This is a genomic window from Pseudomonas sp. WP18 (assembly GCF_036689585.1).
Lineage (GTDB): Bacteria > Pseudomonadota > Gammaproteobacteria > Pseudomonadales > Pseudomonadaceae > Aquipseudomonas > Aquipseudomonas chlororaphis_E.
Map to the genome: position 1 here is coordinate 3114995 of NZ_CP144758.1, position 23377 is coordinate 3138371.

20 protein-coding genes are annotated in these 23377 nt (G+C 62.5%); 11 read left to right on the top strand and 9 right to left on the bottom strand.

The window, feature by feature from the left end:
- Positions 1 to 7: 7 nt before the first annotated feature.
- The 8 genes from V5F23_RS13860 to V5F23_RS13895 all read left to right on the top strand — a co-directional run bounded on the left by V5F23_RS13860 (position 8) and on the right by V5F23_RS13895 (position 11565).
- Entirely contained in the window at positions 8 to 1549 is a 1542-nt protein-coding gene (locus tag V5F23_RS13860; protein WP_338498796.1) for a TolC family protein, read from the top strand.
- Positions 1542 to 2663 (top strand): HlyD family secretion protein, encoded by a 1122-nt coding sequence (locus tag V5F23_RS13865; RefSeq protein WP_123579057.1) that lies wholly within the window; start codon positions 1542 to 1544, stop codon positions 2661 to 2663. Before V5F23_RS13860 ends, V5F23_RS13865 begins: the two co-directional genes overlap by 8 nt.
- Entirely contained in the window at positions 2653 to 3675 is a 1023-nt protein-coding gene (locus V5F23_RS13870; RefSeq protein ID WP_042731703.1) for a DUF2955 domain-containing protein, read from the top strand. Before V5F23_RS13865 ends, V5F23_RS13870 begins: the two co-directional genes overlap by 11 nt.
- 63 nt (positions 3676 to 3738) lie before the next feature.
- Positions 3739 to 4944 carry a monovalent cation:proton antiporter-2 (CPA2) family protein gene (locus V5F23_RS13875; protein WP_338498799.1) on the top strand — a complete coding sequence of 402 codons (1206 nt, stop codon included), beginning with the start codon at positions 3739 to 3741 and terminating at the stop codon, positions 4942 to 4944.
- 599 nt (positions 4945 to 5543) lie between these two features.
- On the top strand, positions 5544 to 6953 hold the full coding sequence (gene potE / locus V5F23_RS13880) for a putrescine-ornithine antiporter (RefSeq protein ID WP_047738610.1): 1410 nt from the start codon (positions 5544 to 5546) through the stop codon (positions 6951 to 6953).
- A complete protein-coding gene (locus V5F23_RS13885; protein WP_338498804.1) occupies positions 6950 to 9256 on the top strand; it encodes an Orn/Lys/Arg decarboxylase N-terminal domain-containing protein in 2307 nt (768 codons plus the stop codon). Before potE ends, V5F23_RS13885 begins: the two co-directional genes overlap by 4 nt.
- Before the next feature lie 395 nt (positions 9257 to 9651).
- Positions 9652 to 10608, top strand: coding sequence for a response regulator (locus tag V5F23_RS13890; protein WP_244868277.1), 957 nt, complete (start codon positions 9652 to 9654; stop codon positions 10606 to 10608).
- Between the two features lie 3 nt (positions 10609 to 10611).
- Positions 10612 to 11565, top strand: a complete 954-nt coding sequence (locus V5F23_RS13895; protein WP_047738615.1) for a sensor domain-containing diguanylate cyclase — start codon at positions 10612 to 10614, stop codon at positions 11563 to 11565.
- Positions 11566 to 11638: 73 nt separating this feature from the next.
- Here the strand turns inward: V5F23_RS13895 and V5F23_RS13900 are convergent, their stop codons facing one another.
- The 3 genes from V5F23_RS13900 to V5F23_RS13910 form a co-directional block, all read right to left on the bottom strand.
- Positions 11639 to 12412 (bottom strand): creatininase, encoded by a 774-nt coding sequence (locus V5F23_RS13900; protein WP_047738617.1) that lies wholly within the window; start codon positions 12410 to 12412, stop codon positions 11639 to 11641.
- Positions 12413 to 12481: 69 nt separating this feature from the next.
- Entirely contained in the window at positions 12482 to 13033 is a 552-nt protein-coding gene (locus V5F23_RS13905; protein WP_042729138.1) for a VOC family protein, read from the bottom strand.
- A gap of 47 nt (positions 13034 to 13080) precedes the next feature.
- On the bottom strand, positions 13081 to 14502 hold the full coding sequence (locus V5F23_RS13910) for a cytosine permease (protein WP_042729139.1): 1422 nt from the start codon (positions 14500 to 14502) through the stop codon (positions 13081 to 13083).
- Positions 14503 to 14832: 330 nt separating this feature from the next.
- On the opposite strand from V5F23_RS13910, the gene V5F23_RS13915 reads away from it, so the two are divergent.
- A complete protein-coding gene (locus V5F23_RS13915) occupies positions 14833 to 15501 on the top strand; it encodes an NAD(P)H-dependent oxidoreductase (RefSeq protein WP_042729140.1) in 669 nt (222 codons plus the stop codon).
- A 32-nt stretch (positions 15502 to 15533) separates the two neighbouring features.
- Positions 15534 to 16889, top strand: a complete 1356-nt coding sequence (locus tag V5F23_RS13920; protein ID WP_042729141.1) for an amidase — start codon at positions 15534 to 15536, stop codon at positions 16887 to 16889.
- Here V5F23_RS13920 and V5F23_RS13925 read toward each other — a convergent pair.
- A complete protein-coding gene (locus V5F23_RS13925) occupies positions 16879 to 17817 on the bottom strand; it encodes a LysR substrate-binding domain-containing protein (protein WP_042729142.1) in 939 nt (312 codons plus the stop codon). The two genes, V5F23_RS13920 and V5F23_RS13925, sit on opposite strands and share 11 nt — an antisense overlap.
- An 87-nt stretch (positions 17818 to 17904) precedes the next feature.
- Complete coding sequence (locus tag V5F23_RS13930; protein WP_042729143.1) at positions 17905 to 18519, bottom strand: urea carboxylase-associated family protein; 615 nt, start codon at positions 18517 to 18519, stop codon at positions 17905 to 17907.
- A gap of 129 nt (positions 18520 to 18648) precedes the next feature.
- On the opposite strand from V5F23_RS13930, the gene V5F23_RS13935 reads away from it, so the two are divergent.
- On the top strand, positions 18649 to 19518 hold the full coding sequence (locus V5F23_RS13935) for a LysR substrate-binding domain-containing protein (protein ID WP_042729144.1): 870 nt from the start codon (positions 18649 to 18651) through the stop codon (positions 19516 to 19518).
- 8 nt (positions 19519 to 19526) lie between these two features.
- Here V5F23_RS13935 and V5F23_RS13940 read toward each other — a convergent pair whose 3' ends face one another.
- The 4 genes from V5F23_RS13940 to benA are packed head-to-tail and all read right to left on the bottom strand — an operon-like array spanning position 19527 to position 23181.
- Positions 19527 to 20300 carry a 1,6-dihydroxycyclohexa-2,4-diene-1-carboxylate dehydrogenase gene (locus V5F23_RS13940; RefSeq protein ID WP_042729145.1) on the bottom strand — a complete coding sequence of 258 codons (774 nt, stop codon included), beginning with the start codon at positions 20298 to 20300 and terminating at the stop codon, positions 19527 to 19529.
- 7 nt (positions 20301 to 20307) lie between these two features.
- Positions 20308 to 21321, bottom strand: a complete 1014-nt coding sequence (benC, locus tag V5F23_RS13945) for a benzoate 1,2-dioxygenase electron transfer component BenC (RefSeq protein ID WP_042729146.1) — start codon at positions 21319 to 21321, stop codon at positions 20308 to 20310.
- 10 nt (positions 21322 to 21331) lie between these two features.
- Positions 21332 to 21820 carry a benzoate 1,2-dioxygenase small subunit gene (benB, locus tag V5F23_RS13950; RefSeq protein WP_042729147.1) on the bottom strand — a complete coding sequence of 163 codons (489 nt, stop codon included), beginning with the start codon at positions 21818 to 21820 and terminating at the stop codon, positions 21332 to 21334.
- On the bottom strand, positions 21817 to 23181 hold the full coding sequence (benA, locus tag V5F23_RS13955; protein ID WP_042729165.1) for a benzoate 1,2-dioxygenase large subunit: 1365 nt from the start codon (positions 23179 to 23181) through the stop codon (positions 21817 to 21819). The genes benB and benA overlap by 4 nt, the downstream gene beginning before the upstream one ends.
- Positions 23182 to 23377: the final 196 nt, after the last annotated feature.

Consider the following 23377-nt stretch of genomic DNA (forward strand, 5'->3'; position numbering starts at 1 on the left):
CCCGGCCATGCGCGCCTCTCTGCATGGCGTCGCGCTTTGGCTGGCTGTCTTGTTCCTCGTCGCCTGCACCCGCCTGGGCCCGGACTTCCAATCGCCCGGCGAACCCTGGACAAAGACCTGGAACAGCCCAGCCATCGAGCACGCCAGCCATCGCCAGCACAGCCCGGACCTGCGCCAGTGGTGGCAGGTGTTCAGCGACCCGACGCTCGAACGCCTGATCGCTGAATCCGACGCCCATAACTCAAGCCTGAAGATTGCCGGCCTAAGGGTGATGGAAGCGCGAGCACAGTTGGGCATCGCGCAAAGCCAACGCTATCCGCAACTGCAACAAGCCAGCGCCGACACGCTGTACGCCAAGCGGTATCAGTCCGGGGGCAGTAACCCTCGGGACAGTCGATTCTGGCAGTACAGCGCCGGTTACGACATCGGCTGGGAGCTGGATTTCTGGGGCCGTTTTGCCCGCGCCATCGAGTCCGCGGACGCCGCTTACTTTGCGGCCCAGGCCAACTATGAAGACGCATTGGTGCTGCTGCGCGCCCAGGTCGCCATGACTTACTTCGCCTTGCGCACTACTGAAGCTAGACTGCGGGTGGCCCGGGAAAACGCGGCTCAACAACTGCGCAACCTTGAGATCACGGAAAAGCTCTACGCCAGCGGCCAGATCGCCGAACTCGACGTGCAACAGGCCAAGACTCAGTACCTGGGCACCTCCAGCAGCATTCCGAGCCTGGAAGACCAGGCCGCTCGCACGCGCAACGCATTGGCAGGGCTGATCGGTCAACCGCCAGGGGCCCTGTCGCTGCGGGATGAAAGCACTGGCTTGATCCCACTGGTGGACCGGGCCGTGTTGCAGGACGTGCCGGCCGAGCTGTTGCTGCGACGCCCGGATGTGCGAGCCGCTGAGCTCAATGTCGCCGCACAATCGGCCTTGATTGGCGTGGCCGAGTCCGAGCTTTATCCATCGCTGACGCTGCTGGGCAGCATCGTCTGGTCCACCGACTCGCTGAGTGGCACCTCCAACAACCTGGACCTGGTGGGCGGCCCCAGCTTGCGCTGGAACCTGTTCGACCATGGCCGGATCCGCAATAACGTGCGCGTCCAGGACGCCCGCCTGCAACACCTGATCGAGGCCTATCGCGAACAGGTCCGTCAGGCGGCGCGCGAAGCCGACGACGCCGCCACTGGACTGATCAAGGCGCTCGAACGCGAGCGCATTCTGCGCCAAGCCGCGCAGGCGGCCCAACGTTCGCTGGTGTTGGCCAACACCTGGTATCGCGAGGGCTACTCGGATTTCCAGCGGGTCCTGGACGCCCAGAGCGCGCTGTTGCAACAGCAGGACAACTACCTGATCAGCCGCAGCGACGCCGTAAACAACCTGGTCGCACTGTACAAGGCGCTGGGCGGAGGCTGGCAGAGTGACCAGCCTCTCGTGGACCCGCAGACCCGGCAATCTATGGAGCAACGCTCTGACTGGGGCAACCTGCTCACCCCTCCGACCGCCGCGCCGCCATCCGCCGCGGCAGCGCTCAAGGTGACCGACCATGACTGAAGCGCCGTCCCCCGCTCCGGCTCCAGTGCCCGAGGCCGACCCGGTGAACAGAGGCATCAAGTGGGTACTGCTGCTGATCGTGCTGAGCCTGGTCTGGTATTTATTGTCAGACCGCTTTACACCCTATACGCAGCAGGCGCGTGTCGGGGCCTTCGTCATTCCGGTGGCGTCCGAGGTCGCCGGTCGGGTAACCCGGGTCAACGTGCGCAACAACCAGGACATCGACGCCGGTGAGCTGCTCTTCGAGGTGGACCCATTGCCGTACCGGATTGCTGTCGACCGGGCCCGCGCCGAATTGGAAGCCACCCGTCGCCAGATCGGCGCCAACACCGCCGGCATCGCTTCGGCGCAGGCTTCGTTGCGTGCAGCACAAGCCAACGAGCTCAAGGCACGCCAGGACAATCAGCGCCTGGAGGGGTTGTACCGGGCCGATCCGGGAACCATTTCCGTGCGCGTGCTTGAGATCTCCCGCGCGACTCGCGAGCAGGCAACCAGCCAGGTCGCCGCCGCGCGCGCCGAGGTGCAACGGGCGCGCGAGCAGGAAGGCGGCAGCGACGAAGCCAACGCTTTGCTGCGCAGTGCCACCAGTGCCGTGCAGAAGGCTGAACTGGACTTGGCCAACAGCCAGGTACGCGCGCGCTCAGCCGGCCTGGTCACCGACCTGCGCACAGATGTCGGCCACTTTGCGGCGGCGGGCACGCCGGTGATGACCCTGATCGCCATCCACGATGTCTGGATCAGCGCGGACATGACCGAGAACAACCTTGGGTTGATAACCGTCGGTACACCGGTCGCCATTGTGCTCGATGCGTTGCCCGGCGAGGTATTGCAAGGGCGCGTGCGCAGTATCGGCTACGGCGTTGAAGTGAGCCAGGGCACCGCGCCCGGCACCCTGCCCACGGTGCGCAACAGCCGTGACTGGCTGCGTCCCGCGCAACGCTTCCCGGTGACGATCGAATTTTCTGCCGACGCCCGGGAGCGCCTGCGCACCCTGGGCGCGGTGCGGGCCGGTGGGCAAGCCGAGATAATGGCGTTTCCCTCGGAGAACAACCTGTTGAACCCGCTGGGCCGTGTGTTTCTGTGGTTGATGAGTTGGCTGTCCTATGCCTATTGAGCGAAGCGTGCGTGCCCAACGAGCGTTGCGACTGGCGAGCGGCACGGCGTCGAGTCTGGCGATCGGTTTCGGCCTGGACCTGCCGATTCCATTCCTTGCCCCTGTTCTTGCCATGATCCTGGCAATGACTCACCGGCCATTGTCCGCCGAGGACTGCCTGAAGCTGATGCTGGCGGCAATACTGACCACAGGTTGCGGACTGTTACTGATCCCTGTCCTGCGCTATTACCCGTTGTGCGGCGTCCTGCTGGTGGGGCTCGGTCTGTTCGTGGCATTCCGCTACGGCTTGTCGGGTGGCAATGTCCTGGTGATGACGTTCCTGGTCATCGGCCTGACCATGATCCCGGCTGCCGGTACCGCTGACTTCGGCGCTTCGGTCATGGTCATAGCGGCGCTGGTCCAGGGATTGCTCCTGGCGGTCGTCGCGCTGTTCTTCAGTCATTGTCTGTTTCCCGAGCCCAGCCAGGCGCCGACGCCGCCCATGCCGACAAGCCCATCCCCCAGCGACACGGGCCGACTGGCGCTGCGGGCCACCTTGATCGTGCTCCCCACGTTCCTGCTCGCCTTGATCGAACCCACCAAGTACCTGCCCATCATCCTCAAGGCCGTCGGCCTGGGCCAGCAAAGCTCCAGCACTGCCGCCAGCCAGGCCGGACGCGAGCTGCTAGGCTCGACGTTGCTGGGCGGATGGCTGGCGGTCGCGTTCTGGTGCGTCCTGAGCCTGTTCGTGCACCTCTGGATGTTTTTCCTGTGGACACTGCTGGTTGCCTTGTTGCTGGGCCGTAAGTTGTATGGCCTGGACCACACGCGGCTAAGCCCCGGTTTCTGGCTCAACACACTGATGACGATGATCATTCTGCTCGGCCAGTCAGTCCAGGACAGCGCAGCGGGCAAGGATGTCTACACCGCGTTCGCCGTACGCATGAGCCTATTCATTGCCGTCACGCTGTACGCGTGGCTGATCGTTCACTGGCTTGACCGTCATCGATCAAACCTGCCTGCCCCGGGGTAAAACGCGTAGCAACGCGAGCAGGTTTGCTCCACAGGAACAGCGCCGCTGATAGGAGAACATCCAATGCTTCATGACGGAAGCCTGCTCAAAGCCACGGTGATGTTCCTGCTGGCGGTGGTCCTGCTGGTGCCACTTGCCCAGCGTCTGCGGCTCGGCGCTGTGCCTGGCTATCTATTGGCCGGAGTACTCATCGGACCTTCGGTACTGGGCCTGGTGAACAATGCCCAGAACGTCAGCCGGCTCTCGGAAATCGGCGTGGTCATGCTGCTGTTCATCATCGGCCTGGAGTTGTCGCCGCGACGCCTCTGGATGATGCGCCGAGCGCTGTTCGGCGTCGGGTTGCTGCAGGTATTGCTCAGCGGCGTGGCCATCGGCGGGGCGGCGCTGCTGCTTGGGCAGGGCCATCAGGTGTCGGTGGTGATCGGGTTGGGCCTGGCACTGTCCTCCACCGCCTTTGGCCTGCAGATGCTGGCCGAACGCAAGGAACTGGGGAGCCCCCATGGCCGCCTGGCGGTAGCCATCCTGTTGTTCCAGGACATTGCCGCCATCCCACTGATTGCCTTGGTGCCTTTGCTCGGTACCCTGGACAGCGGCGCAGCCGCCGAAACCGGGCTCAGGCCAGTGCTGGCGGTGATCGTTGGGATCGGCGTGATCATCGTTGGCGGGCGCTTGCTGCTGCGACCGGCTTTTGCCTGGGCAGTGGGTTCGAGACTGCGGGAAGTCTCCACTGCCACCGCGTTGCTGCTGGTGCTGGGCACCGCCTGGATCATGGAGCACGTCGGGGTATCGATGGCATTGGGGGCCTTCCTGGCCGGCATGTTGATGGCCGAATCCGAGTACCGGCACGAAATGGAGACCCAGATCGAGCCGTTCAAAGGTTTGTTGCTCGGTTTGTTTTTCGTCGGCGTGGGCATGTCCATGGACTTGCGCTTGTTGAGTGCCGAACCTTGGGTGGTGCTCGGGCTGACGCTACTGCTGGTTGGCCTGAAGCTACCGATCCTGATGGGCCTTGGGCGCTGGGCCGGTGGCCTCGATCGGGCCGGGGCGATAGGGCTTGGGGTGGTCCTGGCCTCAGGTGGCGAGTTCGCCTTCGTGGTGTTCAAGCTGGCACTTGAGCAGCACCTGGTCGATCAGCGCCTGCACGATCTGCTGGTGTTGGCCATCGCGCTATCGATGGCTCTGGTACCGCTGTTGATGCTGGGCCTGGCACGCCGGCTGCCGGCGCGCGCAACTGATAGCCTTCCCTCCCAGGACCAAGACCAGCAATGAGGTGTCGTCTGTGCACTGCAAACCCATGGCCCGAGGTGGACAATGGCGTGCACATCTGCAATTCATGACGTGTTTTGATCCGTATGACTGCTGGGAAGCGAGCGTAAACAATTGGGGTGAGTAAGCGCCGAACTTAACGGGGTTTCAAGATAGCTACCGGGATAAGTGGCTGGCTGAAGGGATTCGTCACTTTGTTATTGGCACGAGCATAGAGGTTAATCGCCAACATCAGAAACTACAGCCTCTGTCACACGTTCAATGGAGTTTGGAAGGTCGAATGCGCTGTGGGATTCGCCGCCAATACTTGAACTTTCAGATCAAGGCGCCACTTCTTGCTCGCTGAGCGGGCTGTCTGTTCAGGCTTGCAACGGCCATGGGCTTCATATTGATTTGGTATAGACGCGATTACGAACCGCGTTATAACGCCAATCGCCGAAGATCATCGGCCGCCCGTTAAAGGTGGAGCGAGCGCCCACCAGGGGAAATATAAGCCTGTCGAACTATAAAAAATCAACGGCGCATTAGCGTGAACTTTCTTGCAGCTTTCCAATACTTAGCTATAGCTAGTTTTCCTTCCCCCGCATGAAGTGAGGCACGGAATGACCGCCGCGAAGAAAATGACGGTAGTGCAGTTGACCATGTTGACTGCCGTCAACATGCTGGGCTCAGGCATCGTTTTATTGCCGAGCAAACTGGCCGAGGTGGGCGCTATTTCCATCCTGTCATGGCTGGTCACTGCCACCGGCTCCCTGGCACTGGCCTATGCGTTCGCCCGCTGCGGAATGCTCAGTCGCAAGACCGGCGGCATGGGTGGCTATGCCGAATACACCTTTGGCAAGGCCGGCAACTACATCACCAACTACACCTACGGCCTGTCGCTGTTGATTGCCAACGTAGCGATCAGCATCACCGCCGTCGGCTACATCCAGGAACTGTTCCAGCTCAAGCTCGATTCATTGCAAGTGGGGCTGGCAACCATCGCTTTGTTATGGATCACCACCTTCGCCAACTTCGGCGGTGCGCGGATCACCGGCCGGATCGGTGCGGTCACTGTGTGGGGTGTCATTGCGCCAGTGGTGCTGGTGTCGACCCTGGGTTGGTTCTGGTTCGACAGCAGTGTCTACGCGGCGGGTTGGAACCCCCACGACAAGAGCTGGTATGAAGCGGCCGGTGCTTCGGTGGCAATCACCTTGTGGGCGTTCCTGGGGCTGGAGTCCGCTTGCGCCAACACCGATGCGGTGGAAAATCCCGAGAAGAATGTACCGATCGCCGTACTGGGCGGAACCCTCGGTGCGGCCGTGCTCTACATCGTGTCAACGAACGTCATCGCTGGCATCGTCGACAACGCCGAGCTGGCAGCCTCCACGGCGCCGTTCGGGTTGGCATTCGCCAAGATGTTCAGCCCGGCGGTGGGCGACCTGGTGATGGGGCTGATGGTGCTGGCGTGCATCGGCTCGCTGCTCGGTTGGCAGTTCACCATTGCCCAGGTCTACAAGAGTTCGGCGGACACCGGCTACTTCCTGGCGATCTTCGCCAAGGCCAACAAGGCTGGCACGCCAATCATCGGCATGCTGGTATTGCTGGCGGCACAGACGGCATTGGGCCTGCTCACCATCAGCCCGGACCTGAGCAAGCAATTCGATACCCTCGTCAACCTGGCGGTTGTCACCAACCTGGTGCCCTACATTCTCTCGATGGCCGCCCTGATGACCCTGCAGAAAGTCTCCAACGTGCCCGCCAGCAAGGCCCTGGTCACCAACATCATCGCCTGGGTGGCGGCCGCCTACAGCTACCTGGCGCTGTACAGCTCCGGCGAGCAGGCGCTGATGCTCGGCGGCGTGGCGACGATCTTCGGCTACACCTTGTTCGGCTTCGTCAACAACCGGCTGATTCGCCTTGAAGCACTGAACAACAGCGTACCGACGCAAACCGTCAGCGCGCAGCACCTGACGGGTGACCCCGTACCGGTGAACCACTTGAACAAAGGCAGCCTGGAGGCTCAATCATGACGGAAAATACCCAGACGCTCGGGATGCTCACCCTGCTGGTCAGCAGCCCGCCCGACAAGCGCACGGTGTTTGGCCGCGCCCTGAATCAACTGATCAGCGACGTCGAGCAACGCGCCATCAGCGTGCTGGTGTCCGAATCCCTCGGCGACGCAACGTCGATCCTCAATTCCGACCCGGCCATCCAATGCGTCCTGCTCAGTTGGGAAATGGACGCCAGCGAAGGCCACGAAGAATGCATCAAGCTGCTGGCCAACCTGCGCGAGCGCAACACCCGGGTGCCGGTGTTCCTGATCAGTGATCGCAGCACCGCCTCCAGCATCCCGCTGGTGGTGATGCAACACGCCGACGACTTCATCTGGTTGCCGGAGGACACCAGTCGGTTCCTCAGCGGCCGGATCCTGGCGGCCATCGAGCGCTATCGCAAGGCGGCCTTGCCGCCGATGTTCGGTGCGCTGGTCAAGTTTGCCCGCTCTTATGAATACTCCTGGCACACGCCTGGCCATGCCGGCGGTACGGCCTTCCTGAAAAGCACTGCTGGTCGGGCGTTCTACGAGTTTTTCGGGGAAAACCTCTTGCGCTCGGACCTGTCCATTTCCGTCGGCGAGCTGGGCTCGCTGTTGGACCACAGCGGGCCCATTGGCCAGGGTGAACGCTACGCGGCCAAGGTATTCGGAGCCCATCGCACCTACTACGTCACCAACGGTTCGTCGATGTCCAACCGCGTGATCCTGATGGCCAGCGTCACGCGCAACCAGATTGCCCTGTGCGATCGCAACTGTCACAAATCCGCCGAGCATGCGATGACCCTCTCCGGCGCCCTGCCCACCTACCTGGTGCCGACCCGCAACCGCTACGGCATCATCGGACCGATCCTGCCGCAGACGCTGAGCGCCGAAGGGGTGAAGGCGGCCATCGCGAACAACCCGATGGTCAAGGCCGGCATCGACCCGACACCGGTGCACGCGATCATCACCAACTCCACCTACGACGGCCTGACCTACAACGTCACCCGCGTCGAGGAACTGTTGGGGCAAAGCGTCGATCGCCTGCACTTCGACGAAGCCTGGTACGGCTATGCACGGTTCAACCCGCTGTATCGCGAGCGCTTCGCCATGCACGGCAGCCCTGACGATCACGATGATTCCAAGCCCACCGTGTTCGCCACCCAATCGACCCACAAGTTGCTGGCCGCGCTGTCCCAGGCTTCGATGATTCATGTGCGTAATGGCCGCAACCCGATCGAGCATGGGCGCTTCAACGAGTCGTTCATGATGCACGCCTCCACCTCGCCCAACTACGCGATCATGGCGTCCTGCGATGTCAGCTCGGCCATGATGGAGGCGCCGAACGGGCAGATCCTGACCAGTGAATCCATCGAGGAAGCCGTCGCCTTCCGCCAGGTCCTCTCGCGCATGCACAACGAGATGCAAGGCAAGGACGAGTGGTTCTTCACCTGCTGGCAGCCGCCGTCGGTGCAGGTTGACGGCGCCCCGATGCCCTTCCACGCCGCCGACCCGGTGATGCTGCGCACGGAGCCGAACTGTTGGGTGCTGCATCCGAACGAAACATGGCACGGCTTCGGTGACATCGAAGACGGCTACTGCATGCTCGACCCGATCAAGGTCTCGGTGCTGAGCCCGGGCATGGGTGACGATGGCCACCTGCAGGACTTCGGCATCCCTGCCTGTGTTGTCACCGCTTACCTGGAGCACCAGGGCATCGTGGTGGAGAAAACCACCGACTTCACGATCCTGTTCCTGTTCTCCATCGGCATCACCAAAGGCAAATGGGGCACGCTGGTCAACGCCCTGCTCGACTTCAAGCGTGACTATGACGAAAACCTCGAACTGGAGCTGTGCCTGCCGGACCTGCTGACCGCCAATCAGCAGCGCTACGCCGGCATGGGCCTCAAGGACCTGGCCGAAGACATCTTCGCCGCCATGAAACAGCACAAGACCACCGCGTCCATGGCCCAGGCGTTCGGCATGCTGCCGCAAGCGGTGTACAGCCCGGTGGAAGCCTACGAAAAACTGGTGCGCAACCACATCGAGAAGGTCACGCTGGACAACGCCGCCGGACGCATCGCGGCCACCGGCATCGTGCCCTACCCACCAGGGATTCCCCTACTCATGCCTGGCGAAAATGCCGGCCCCGCGGATGGCCCGCTGCTGGCTTACCTGAGGGCGCTGGAAGCCTTCGACAGATCCTTCCCAGGCTTCACCCATGACACCCATGGAATCGAGGTCGAGGACGGCGTCTATCACCTGTTGGTACTGAAGGCCGCTGGCGGGGTTGCGGATTGACCAAGGCCTGGGCAGTCTAATCTCTGCGGTCTCTGCGGTCTCTGCGGTCTCTGCGGTCTCTGCGGTCTCTGCGGTCTCTGCGGTCTCTGTGGCTTCAGTGGCTTCAGTGGCTTCTGCGGTCTCTGTGGCGAGGGAGCTTGCTCCCGCTGGGGCGCGAAGCGGCCCCTTTTTGCCCGACCCGAGCGCCTGCGGCGGGAGCGGACTCTCTCACCACGCGAGCCCTGTGTTCGCGGTGTTCGCGCCTGGCATTTGAATTTTGCTGAATTCGTGAACATCGGCGCGGTCGGAACAAATAAGCCTGTGGCATGATGCCCATCGGATTTTCCCTGATATCCAACCCTCGGCGAGCGTCTTCTGTGTCAGTGATTCCCCTAGTGGTATGCGATGACTCCAACATGGCCCGTAAACAGGTATTACGGGCGCTGCCGGCGGACTGGCCGGTTTCGATCACCGAAGCCACCAATGGCCGCCAGGCCATGGATGCCATACGCCAGGGCCTGGGACAGGTGGTGCTGCTGGACCTGACCATGCCGGAAATGGACGGTTACCAGGTCTTGAGCGCCTTGCGCGCCGAAGGACTGACGGCCCAGGTCATTGTGATCTCCGGCGACGTTCAGGAAGAAGCGGTGCGCCGTGTGCACGAACTGGGCGCGCTGGCCTTCCTGAAAAAACCGTTCGACGAAGCCGAGTTGCGCCAGACCCTCGGCAAGCTGGGGTTGCTGGCACACCCCGGACAAACCCCACAACCACGCGCGGTACAAAACACCGCGATCAGTTTCCACGACGCTTTCCGCGAGACCGTCAACGTCGCCATCGGCCGCGCCGCTGCCTTGATCGCCAAGGTGCTTGGGGTGTTCGTGCAGTTGCCCGTGCCGAACGTGAACATCCTCGAAGTCGGCGAACTGCACATGGCCCTGGCCGATGCCAGCAATTCCCAGCAACTGACCGCGATCTGCCAGGGTTTCATCGGCGGGGGCATTGCCGGCGAAGCGCTGCTGATGTTCCACGATTCGGAAATCACCGACATCGCCCTCCTGATGCAGCGTGAAAGCGCCGATTATTCCGACCTCGAAATGTTGCTGGACCTCTCCAGCGTGCTGATCGGCGCCTGCCTGAGCAGCATCGCCGAGCAGGTCGACGTGGGGTTTTCCCAGGGCCATCCGCAGATTCTGGGCCAGCACGCGGCCATCGACGAGCTGATCCGGGTCAACCGCAAGCGCTGGAAAAAGACCCTGGCCGTGGAAATCAGCTATAGCCTGGAGGGCCAGGACATCAGTTTCGACCTGTTGTTGCTGTTCACCGAGGACTCCATTCCCCGCCTGACCCACAAACTCGCCTACTTGATGAACTGAGCCATGAACGATTCTATCGACCTGAACGAATTCCACTGGTTGCTGGCCGTGGTTCAGAGCATCGACGTCGGGGTGGTGGTGCTCGACCGCGACTACCGCGTGCAAGTCTGGAACACCTTCATGGAGAACCGCTCCGGCATACAGCCCAAGGATGCCCAGAACCAGCACTTCTTCAGCCTGTTTCCGGAAATCGACCGCCAATGGTTCAGCCGCAAGGTGGAAAGCGTCGCCACCCTGGGCACGCCGGCGTTCACCATCTGGGAGCAGCGCCCGTACCTGGTGCGGTTCATGAACTACCAGCCGATCACCGGCGAAGAAGAGTTCATGTACCAGAACACCACGCTGCTGCCGCTGCACTCCCCCGACAGCAAGATCAACCATATCTGCCTGGTGATCTACGACGTCACCGACGTCGCCACCAACCGTCATCAGTTGCAGGCCGCCAATGCGCAGTTGCAACAGTTGTCGAGCATCGACCGGCTGACCGGCCTGTACAACCGCGGTCACTGGGAAGAAAACCTCAAGGCCGCCTACGCCCGGCACCTGCGCTATGGCAATGAGCTGAGCCTGGTGATGTTCGACATCGATCACTTCAAGCGGGTCAACGACACCTACGGGCACCAGGCCGGCGACAAGGTGATCGAGCAGGTGGCGCGGGTCCTGCGCGAGCATGTGCGCGACTCCGATGCCGCCGGGCGCTACGGCGGCGAAGAGTTCGGCGTAGTGCTCTCCGACACCGACAAGGAAGGCGCCCAAGTATTTGCCGAACGCCTGCGCAAGGCCATCGAAGGCCTGGAAGTGATGCATGGCGACCAGCGCATCCGCTTCACCATCAGCCTGGGCGTCGCCGACCTGAGCCAGCCCGCCAACAGCCATGCGGACCTGATCGCCTGGTCGGACCACGCCCTGTACACCTCCAAGGAATCTGGGCGTAATCGGGTGACGGTGTATGGGTAAATAGCACGTCAGCCCAGCTCAGTTGATTGCGAGATACCTCAACTGAACTGGGCCTTTGTGGCCTTATCAGGTTTCAGACTTCACCCAGGGCGAACTCGAACCGCACCGCTTGCACGATCCCGCCGATGACATCGCCCACCAGCCATTGGCCCTTTTGCGCACTGGCACCCAACGCCGATGAGAGCACGCCACTGGCGGGCACCCATTCGGTGCGCGTGGGGTACAGGTCGTAGACCGGGAATTCGGCCGGGCCATGGGCGGGAATCCGGTCAAGCGCCACTAATTGCGGGTGATAGTGCAGCATCATCGAGGTTTCGATGACCGCCGCATGTTCCAGGGCGATACCGGGGAAACCGTCGGGGAAAATCCGCTCGATCGTCTGGGGCTGCAAGAACTCCCAATGTTCCAGGCGCATGACCTGCAGGCCAGCGTCCGGGCCGATGTCGCGCAGGGCCAGGTCGATGCCCTCGGTCACGAACCATTGGTTCTCGTAATGCCCAATCACCAGGACCAGGCGCTTGACCCCATGGCGATGAAACTCGCGCACGGCATCGCGGACCATCGCGATCAGCGTCGCGCCGTCCACGCTGGTGGTGCCGCAAAAGTGCTGCCCTCCTCCGCACTTGGGCTGGGATTTGTACCCATAGGCCAGCGCCGGCGCGACGATGCCGTGGATTTCCCGGGCGACGTCTTCGCTGATGGCGCTGGCCAGCAAGGCGTCGGTGCCCAGGGGCAAGTGCGGTCCATGCTGTTCGGTCGCACCGATCGGCAGAAACACCACGGCACCGGATTGCACGCGGCGCTCGTATTCGACCCAACTGAGGTTGTCCATCCGGACGTTGTTCATGGCTGTCTTCCCATCGTCGGTTGTGAGGCAAAAGTCCCGCCGCCAGGGGCGCCGGGAGCCGCGTCGTGCCTACGGGCGCGCCGGGTACCAGGATTCGGGTTCCGGATAATCCCAGTCCCCAGGGAACGCATAGGTCTCAAACACGGTGGTGGTGTCGGCCTCGGTGCCGAAGAACGCAAAATGGTTCACCCCCATCCAGGAGCCCGACTGCACGCACTTGAAGCCACGGCGTTGCAACTCGGCGATGCGTTCTTCGAAGGGAATGTTGTTGCAGTCATAAGCCACGTGCTGGATGCCTTCGCCGTGCTTCTCCAGGAAGTCGGCGAAGATCGTCGGGCCGGACACCGGCTCCATCAGTTCCCAGACCATGTTCCCAGACTGGGCGAAACAGACCTTCAGGACGAATTCGGCCGGCTCTCCGTGGTAGGTCTGGTTCTCGGTGTTGTCCGGGCTGAAGGTGTACACCCGCCATGGGCCAATCCCCAGCTTGAGCAAGCCATCCATGGTGCGCTGGTGGTCCCGGGTCACGATCGCGATTTCCACGACGTTGCCCAGGAAGGCATCGACCTCGGCCCCGGCACTCAATGCCGACAGCACGTTAGTTTGTTCAAGATGAGACATATGCATTGACCTCTTTCATCGTTAATAGGTGTTTTACAGACAACTTCTTATTCAGCGACTGCCGGGGTGTGAACCGTTGCCACTCGCCGGGAAAGATGCAGTAAGTAATAACTGCCGCCGCCCACGCTTAATCCTGCCAACCAAGACAAATCGATTCCGCCCAAGGCCATTGCAATCGGCCCTTGTAATGACGCGACGGTGCCAACTTGAAATAACCAGGCCGCCAGTACACCCACGGCAAGTGCCAATACGCCTTTCCAGTTCACGTCGGTGCAGGCACTTTGCGAGTGGTGGCAGTACAACGAATCGAGATCCACCCGGCCGCGGCGGATCAGGAAAAAGTCCACCAGGGTGATACCCGCCCAAGGGCTGATCCACACCACAAAGAACACCATCAGGTTTTCAAAGGCATGGACGAACTCACCCGATTGCAGGAACAGATAAAGAATGAACAGTGCCACCACCCCCGAGACCAGCGACACCGCCCAGCGCGCAATGCGCAGGTCCAGCGACAGGGTCGCCAATGCCGCCGAGTAGATGACCACGATGTTGGTGGCCACCGGGCCGTGCAACAGCACCAGCAGCACCGGCAGCGCCATCGTGCCGAACACTGCGATGATCAGTTGCGCCGGGTCCGAACCGCCACCCGCCGAAGCAATCGCGGCGCCGAGGAAGGCGAGCCAGACGGTGGGCAGGAACATGCCCAGGAACGTCGAGCGAAATACCTGGCCGTCGGACAGTTTGGTCTGGGTGAACCGGGTGTAGTCCGAGGCGTAGACCAGCCATGAGATGCCCCAGCCGATCCCGATGGCCGTCATCAGGCTGCTCATGGCCGAGAGCTTGCCGATGCCCTGGATGGTGGACGTTTGCCACTGGATGTCCACGTGCGTGAACGCCAGCACGGTCATCACCATCATGATCACCAGAATCACCGGCATGGTGTAGCGCTCGAAGCACTTGATCGCGTTGAACCCCCAGGCCGCGATGACCACCTGCAGGACCATGACCGCCACGGCGATCAGGTACTTGAGTTCCATGCCGCCACTGACACCGACTTTCTCCAAGGCCGCCACCGACAGGTCGAGGACGATCCAGGTGTTGGTCGCCACCCACCCCATGGGCATCAGCACTTGCATGAGGGTGGGCAGGTAGGCGCCGCGCCGACCGAAGGCGAGCCGCGACAGCACCATCTGCGGCACCCCGGTCCGGTGGCCCATGATGCAGATGCCGCCGAACAGGGCCGCACCCAGCAGGTTGCCGATGACAATCACCAGGAGCGTTTCCATAAGGCTAAGCCCCAACTGGATGCCGATGGCACCGAGCACCCAGTTGATCGGTGCCACGTTGGCGCCGGCCCAGATCCAGAACTGGTCCAGGGGTGTGGACGTACGATGGCTGTCGGGCATGGGTTCAATGCCCAGCACATCGTGATTGACTTGACTGACTTCGGAGTTTCGACGCGTTGACATTATTATTTTCCTCGCTGATCGGCGACCACGTGAATCGCTGCGAATCATTAAATCGAGGTGCGAAGATTTAAGTAATTGATTAAACCTAAAAGGCCGTTTAGAAATATTCGCGGCTTTAGTTTTATTCAATTGCGCGCGACAACCAGAAGTGCAATTGGCACTTCAACGCGCCACAACCGCTCAAAAGAAGATGACCAGGTTAAATAAAATTAACGGGTTGAGTTTTATTGGCCAAACGCACAATAAATATCAATAGCCGAGCCGACGACCGTCGTGGCCCACTGGATCTGCTGCCGAGACATTTCGCCTCGGCATTTGAGGGAGTTATTCATGACCACGTTACTTCATATTGATGCCAGTGCACGCTCCGATCGCTCCTTGAGCCGTAAACTGTCCAAGGCGTTCGTCGACACCTGGCTTGAACGCGACAAACTGGCGCGGGTCATTACCCGTGACGTCGGGCACAACCCGCCTCCGTTCGTGACCGAGGCCTGGATTGCGGCGGTATTCACGCCCGAGGCACAGATGACCGCTGAAAAGCGCGAGCAAATCCGCCTTTCGGATGAGTTGATCGATGAAATCGACCGTGCCGACGTCATCGTCATCGGTACGCCGATGTACAACTATGGGATGCCCGCCGCGCTGAAATCCTGGTTCGACAAGGTGATCCGCATCGGCAAGACCTTCACCTTCGACCTGGGCCGGGGCGACTACCCGCTGGAACCGATCATGAGCGGCAAGAAACTGATCATCCTGTCTTCCCGAGGGGAATTCGGCTTTGGCCCCGGTGGTGTACGCGAAACCATGAACCACCTCGAAACCCATATCCAGACCTGCGCGCATTACCTGGGCGTGAACGAAACCCACGTCATCGCCATCGATTACCAGGAGTTCGGCGACGCTCGCCACGAAGCCTCCATCGCCGACGCCTTCGATGCGGTGCCGGTACTGGTCGGGCAACTGATCGGAGAACGACACAACCTGCGTGCGCCGGCTTGAGCAGCCGGCTTAACCCGACGAAGGGAGACGACATGACCACCCTGTTGCACACCGCCGAGCGACTGAAGCAAGGCCTGACGACCCCTGACGAACTGGTCGCGGCGGCCTTGGTCGCCGCCCGCCATGGCGCTCATGTGTTCATTGAGCTGTTTGAACAACGGGCCATCGAGGCGGCGCGGGCCTCGACCCAGCGCTGGCGGGACGGAACCCCGTTGAGCCCGTTCGACGGCATACCCTATGCGGTCAAGGACCTGCTGGACGTCGCCGGCACCCGGACCACCGCGGGCTCCATCACTCGCCTGGACGCGCCGATGGCGGACGCCGACGCCCAGGTCATCGCTGCGCTCAACGCGCGGGGGATGATCGCCCTGGGCAAAACCAATCTCTCGGAGTTCGCCTACTCGGGCCTTGGCCTGAATCCACATTTCGGTACGCCGAAGGGCGACATGGCCGTGGGCGAACGCCGCGTACCCGGTGGTTCGTCGTCCGGCTCAGCCATCGCGGTGCAACGAGGCATCGTCAGCTGTGCCCTAGGCACCGACACCGCCGGATCGATTCGCGTCCCGGCGGCGTTCAATGGCGTGGTCGGGTACAAGGCCAGCACCGGTCGCTACAGTATGCACGGCGTCCACCCGCTCGCCGTCACCCTGGACAGCCTGGGGCCGTTCGCCCGGACCGTCGCCGATTGCGTCGCCCTGGATGCGGCCATGCGCGGTGCTGCCTGCCCGGCCATCGACCCCGGCGCGCTTTCCCGCCTGCGCCTGGTGGTCGACGATGCGGTGCTGGCCGATGACGCGTTGCAGCCAGCCGTCCGCCACAACCTGTTGGCCATGATGGAATGTCTTCGTGGCGCTGGCGTACAGGTTGAACACCGTGCTGTGCGCGCCGTGGCCAACACCCGGGCGCTGATCGCCCGGGATGGCTGGCTGGGGGCGATAGAAGCCTGGCGGCTGTTGGAGGCGATCGTCGAGGGGCCGGACGGCGCGCGTATGGACCGACGGGTCCGGGCGCGCCTGCGTTCGGCCAAGGCCATCGGCCCTGGGGTCGAAGCCAGGATTCGCCAGGCCCGCGACGAGTTGATGGCGGCCATCGAACGTGAGCTCGACGGTGCTCTGCTGGTCATGCCGACGGTCAAGCATGTCGCGCCGGCGATGGCGCCCCTGGAACAGGACGACGCGCTGTTCGCCGCAGTCAATCTGCAAACCCTGTCGCTGACCATGATCGGCAGCCTGCTGGATATGCCGGGGGTGGCCGTGCCGTCTGGCACGGACCCCGCCGGGCTACCGACCTCGGTATTGTTCTCGGCCCCGCAAGGCCACGATGACGCACTGCTCGGCGCGTGCCTGGCGATGGAAAGCACCCTTCACGCGGCGAAAGTCAGGGGGTAGGCAACGGCTGGCCGGCCAGGTCATCCAGGGTGTTTTCCCGGAATGACCTGGCTTCGCCGAGCAACCAGTCGCGAAACACGCCCAGGCTACGGCGCGAGGCACCCGGGTTGTTCTCTATCAGGTGGTACGTGAAACCTGGCAAGGTCGGGCCTTCGACCCGGCGCATCCGGCCAGAACGCAACGCTTCGTCCATCAGCACCGTGCTGCACAACAACGGCCCGAGCCCGCGCTCCACCGCGTGCAGCGCCAGGGTTTCCTCGCTGTACCAGGAAATGCGCAATTCCCGCGACGGATCATGCGCGACCCTGGCGAGCCAGGCTGACCAGGAAGGCGCTTCGAGGGCCTGGTTCTTCCACTTGAATGCCAGCAATGCGCGCTGGTGAAAATCATCGATGGTGGGCGCCCGTCCGTCGGGACAGATGCGGGCGTCCGCCACCGCCATGTAACGGTCCTCGAACAGCACCGGCGCGCGGGCATTGGCGGTGAGCGGGCCATAACGAATCGCCAGGTCGACAGTTTCGGTGCGCAGGTCCACGACTTTCTCCGAGGCATGAATCGAGACCACAATGTCCGGGTAAATGGCGTTGAAGGCCGCCAGCCGCGGCATCAGCCACCGTTCGGCGAACGCCCGCGTGGTGGACACCTGGATGGCATCCGCGGCCTTTGGTGCGTCGATCAGGGCGAACGCCTGGGCGATCTGGTCGAAGCCGTCGCGCAACAACGGATAGATCGCCTGGCCGGCCGCGGTGAGCGTGACCGTCCGGCCCCGCTCCAGGAGTTTTTGCCCCAAGCCGTCTTCCAATTGTCGGACCTGATGGCTGACCGCAGCGACCGTGACGGAAAGCTCGTTCGCCGCCGCTGAAAAGCTCTGGTGCCGTGCGACGGCTTCAAACGCCCGAACGGAGTTCAGGGGAGGTATTTTGCGCATGGTTGTGCAGCCTCTTATCGGTGTGGCTTACCACGGACCCAGTATCCTGCTGACCGGTCGCGGCCGCCAGCAGGCTTTACCGGACGCTCAGATCACGCAGTAGTGAATATCCTGGGGCTGCATGCCATTGACGGCCGTGATGTCCTGGGGGCAGGCCGAGAGCACGACCACGGCGTCCATCGCCGCTTGCAGGCAGACGTAGTGCCCTGGTTCGCTGACCGGCGCCGCGAACTCGATGCGCCCGTCCCGATGAACCGGCACGTTCATGAACAGATTCAACGGGCTCGGAGTATCTGGCGCCGTCAGGCCCAGGGTCTGCAAGGCCAGGAACAGGTTCTCGTTGCAACTGGCATGATGGCCGACCACCCCCAGTTGCACGTAGCGGGTCGGATCGCAGGCGGCCACCAGGGAGTCATGGACACCAGGCGAGGTGTCTTCGATGAGCGTCAGGATGATGCGGCGCTGGTTGGTCAACAAGCCGTCTCCCTTGCACGGGTTGAGCTTCAGCCAGAAAGGACGGCTGTGCTCCATCGACATCGACTCTGTCAGGTCATCCGGGTTGAACGCCCAGGTGTCCACGACTTGCTTGCCGTGGGTGTTGACCACCTTCAGGGTCTGCCCCTTGCTCAGGCGGATCGCCACGCCGTGCCGGGCCGGGAGGCGGAGGTGTTCACCGGGATGGATCGAAGTCACTGCGTTCATGTGTTTGCCCCTTCTGGACAGATGGATTGGCCCGTGTACTGGACCCCTGCCCAAAGCAAAACATACGACCCGTGTACAAACCAATAATATAAAGTGGCCTCGGTATAAGTTGGATTTATAGGAAAAACCATGCGAATCCGTCAGCTCGAATGCTTCAGGACGTTGATGATCCACGGCACCATGACCCGGGCGGCAGAGTTGCTGAACATTTCCCAGCCCGCCATCAGCAGCACCATTGCCAACCTGGAGCACGACACCGGCCTGACCCTTTTCGTGCGCAAGGGCGGGCGCCTGCAACCGACGCCCGAGGCGCGGCTGTTTTTCGTCGAAGCGCAACGGGCGCTGGAGGCCGTGGAGAAAACACAGCGCATCGCCAGGGAAATTCGCACCGGCAAGCGCGGACATCTGGCCATTGCGGCCTACGCCAGCCTGTCGATCGCGCTGTTGCCTCGGTTGATGGCCGAGTTCGCCAGGGAACGGCCAGGGCTCGAACTCAAGCTCATTACCCGCAACTCACAATCGGTCCGTGAGCTGATGACCACCCAGCAATTCGACCTGGCCGTCGCCGAGTTGCCCCTCGACTACCCCGCCGCCCACATGGACGTCATCCGCTATGAGTGCCAATGCATGCTGCCGCCGGGCCATCCCTTGGCCGATAGGGACGTGATCACCCCGGCGGACCTGGACGGCGTGCCGTTCGTTTCGCTGTTCAAGGGCGACCCCATCTATCAGCAACTGGCCACGGCCTTCTCAGCCTATGGCGCCGCCTGGAACGTGGTGGCGGAAACAGAGTTCTTTTCCAGCGCTTGCGAACTGGTGCGCTGCGGCCTGGGGGTGGGCCTCGTCGACCCGGTGGTCAGTCGGCCCTTCACCGAACACCTGCTGCTCAAGCCGTTTTCGCCCCCGATCCAGTATGAAATTGCCCTTCTGCTGCCCACCCAGGAAGAACCGTCGCAACTGGCGCGCGCGTTTGCAACGTTCCTCAAGCAGCAGTTGTGAGCACAGGCTCAGCCCAGGTCGCCCCCACCCACCGGCAAGGTCACACCGGTGATGTATGACGCGTCGTCGGACGCCAGGAACAGGATCGCGGCGGCTTGTTCGTCCAAGGTGCCGTAGCGTTTCATCAGGCTGCTGTCCAGGGTCTGGTCGACGATTTGCTGGTACCAGGTTTTTTCCTGCGGGCTTTGCTCGGCGCTGTTTCGCGGGATCAACCGGGGCGGTGCCTCGGTGCCGCCGGGTGCCGTCGCGTTGACCCGCACCCCGCGACCGGCGGTTTCGAAAGCCAGGCACGCGGTCAATGCGTTGACCCCACCCTTCGCGGCGCCGTAGGGCACCCGATTGATGCTGCGCGTGGCGATGGAGGACACGTTGACGATCGCGCCGCTGCCCTGCTCAAGCATCAATGGCAACGCCGCGTGGCAGCACCACAGTGTCGGAAACAGCGAGCGGCGCACTTCGGCCTCGATCTGCGGGGCTTCGTAATGTTCGAAAGGCTTGGCCCAGATCGTGCCGCCGACGTTGTTGACCAGCACGTCCAGGCGGCCGAAATGCGCCACGGCGAGGGTCATCACGCGGCGGCACTCGTCGTACTGTTCCAGGTCCGCCGTCAAGGCAAGCACCGGGTGGGCCGATGCCAGTTCCTCCTGCAACGCCAGCACTCGCTCAGAACGGTCCACCAGGATCAACCGCGCACCTTCGGCCGCCATGCGTTGCGCCACCCGCAGCCCGATGCCCTGGGCGGCGCCGGTGATCAACGCGACTTTTTCGTTGAATCGGCTCATGGACACCTCAAGCCGCGCTGGCGGCGAATTTTTCGTAGTAGAAGTTCGCCGGGGCAATGCCCTGCTCGCCCATGAACTGGCTGACCGCCTCGACCATGGGCGGCGGACCGCACAGGTAAACGTCGACGTCACCCTCGTTCAGATGCCCAGGCTCGATGTGCTCGGTCACATAACCCTTGAGCGGATGCTGGCTGGCCGGGTTGGCCACGCAGGCAGCGAAGCTGAAACGGGGGATTCGGGCGGCGAAGGCTTGCAGCCGCTCCAGCTCCACCAGATCGACATCGTTGCTCACGCCATAGATCAGGTGGACCGGGTGCCCACTGCCCTGTTCGGCGATTTTTTCCAGCATCGCGGTAAACGGGGCCAGGCCAGTGCCACCGGCCAGCAGCAACAGCGGCCGCCGTATGTCACGCAGGTAGAAACTGCCCAGCGGCCCGGCCAGCCGCAGCGTGTCACCGGCCTTGGCCTGGCCGGTGAGGAAGCTGCTCATCAGGCCGCCCGGCACGTTGCGAATCAGGAAGCTGACTTCGCCGTCGCGCGGCAGCGTGCTGAACGAGTAGGCGCGGGTCTGGTCGCTGCCGGGCACACCGAGGTTCACGTACTGGCCCGGCAGAAACGCCAGCGAGCTCAAGGCCTCGCCTCTGATCGACAAGGCGATGGTGCTCTGCGACAACTGGCGCACCGCACTGATGGTCGCCTCGAAACGGGCCTGTTGCGTGCGGCAGACGTCCGAGGATACGGGCACCTTCACCACGCAATCGCTCTGGGCGCGCATCTGGCAGGTCAACACAAAGCCCTGCTGCGCTTCGTCGGCGGTGAGCGCATCGTCGATGTACTCCTCGCCCAAGTCATAGCGCCCGGCCTCGGCAAAGCACTTGCAGGTGCCGCACGCGCCGTCGCGGCAGTCCAGGGGAATGTTGATGCCCTGGCGATAGGCGGCATCAGCCACAGTCTCGCCAGCCTCGGCCGCGATGAACCGGGTGACGCCGTCTTCGAAGTTCAATGCAATGGAATGAGTCATGACGGCAGTCTCACAGGTGATAGACATCGATGACCTGGCGAACGTAATCGTTCTTCAGGACCACTTTCTTGGCCTTGATCAGCGGGTTTTCACCGCGCATATCCAGGGTGTAGAAGCTGCTGCCGAAGTAGCTGTCGACGGTCTTGTAGCGAAAGCTCAGGGTGTGCCAGTTGAAGCGCACCTGGCACAGGCCGTCGCGTTGTTCGAGCAGCTCGATGTTGCTGAGGTTGTGGGAGGTGCGGGTGTCTGGCACGGTGGCGCTGGAACGCTCGGTCTTGATCCGAAAGACCCGGTCTTCCAGGCCGGTGCGGTTGCCGTACCAGATCAGGGAGATTTCCCGCTGCGGGTCTTCGGTCAACTCGTCGTTGTCGTCCCAGGCGGGCATCCAGAACGTCGCATCCGGGGCGTACAGCTCCAGCCAGGCGTCCCATTGGCGGTCGTCGAGATAGCGGGCTTCGCGGTAGAGAAAGTCGCGCACGGCGTCATGGGTAATGGTCATTGCACGGCCTCCACGGCGATCCGTTCCGACTGCTCGGCCGCCAGGGCCTTGAGCAGGGTTTGCTGCCAATACTTGTGCTGCAACACGAACAAGCCTTCGTCCTCGGTGCGCACACCGCTGAGCAACGGCTGCAGGTCGATCTCCCTCGCGGCCTCATCGGCGCCCTCGACCCAGTGCTCGGCGCCCCGAGACATGTCGTTCCAGGCGGTCGCACTGCCCTGGTAGCCGGTCTGGCAAGAGCGGAACTCTTCCAGGTCATCGGGCGTGGCCATGCCACTGACGTTGAAGAAATCCTCGTATTGCCGGATCCGGCTCGAACGGGCCTGGTCGCTCTCGCCCTTGGGCGCGATGCAGTAGATGGTGATTTCCGTGCGGTTGACCGAGATCGGCCGGGCGATGCGGATCTGCGAGCTGAACTGGTCCATCAGGTAGACGTTGGGGTACAGGCACAGGTTGCGCGAGTGCTCGATCATCCAGTCGGCGCGGGCCTTGCCGAAGCCCTGGGCGAGCTCATCGCGGCGCTCGTACAGCGGCCGGTCCTCGGGGTTCGCCCATCGGGTCCAGAGCAGCATGTGGCCGCGGTCGAAGGAATAGAAACCGCCGCCTTGCCGGGCCCAACTGCCGGCGCTCATGGTCGGGTTGCAATCGCCGGCCTCGCGCTGCTTGCGCTGGTTCTGGGTGGCCGCGTAGTTCCAGTGCACGGAACTGACGTGGTAGCCGTCCGCGCCGTTTTCGGCCGTGAGTTTCCAGTTGCCTTCGTAGATGTAGCTCGACGAGCCCCGCAGCACTTCCAGGCCGTCGGCGGACTGGTCGACGATCATGTCGATGATCTTGGCCGACTCGCCCAGGTGCTCGACCAAGGGCACGACATCGGGGTTGAGGCTGCCGAACAGGAAGCCACGATACGACTCGAAACGCGCGACCCGGGTCAGGTCGTGGGAGCCTTCGCAGTTGAAACTCGACGGATAGCCCGCCGCCGCAGGGTCCTTGACCTTGAGCAACTTGCCGGAGTTGTTGAACGTCCAGCCGTGGAAGGGACAGGTGTAGGAGCTCTTGTTGCCGGATTTGTGTCGGCAGAGCATCGCGCCACGGTGGCTGCAGGCATTGAGGAAGGCGTTGAGCTCACCGTCCTTGTTGCGCGCGATGAAGATCGCCTGGCGCCCCATGGTGGTGGTGTAGAAGTCGTTTTTCTCGGGAATCTGGCTTTCGTGCGCCAGGTACAGCCAGTTGCCCTCGAAGATGTGCTTCATCTCCAGGTCGAACAGCCGTGGGTCAGTGAACATCTCGCGCTTGCAGCGATAGATGCCGTGTTCCTTGTCGTCTTCAAGCAGGGAGTGAAGGTATTCGGGTCGCAGGGACATGGCCGCCGCCTCCATTGTTTTTGTTCAGGCAGGGCCATGCTAGGACGGGGGAACGAGGCGCACTATCCGAAGGTTGCAGACCTTTATCCGTTTTGCGCAGGGGGAATCGACTGGCGAATTGAGTTGGATGCGATGCCGTATTCGCGGGCAAGCCCGCTCCCACAGCGTTATTGGGTGGCTCAAGAGGTGTGTCCGC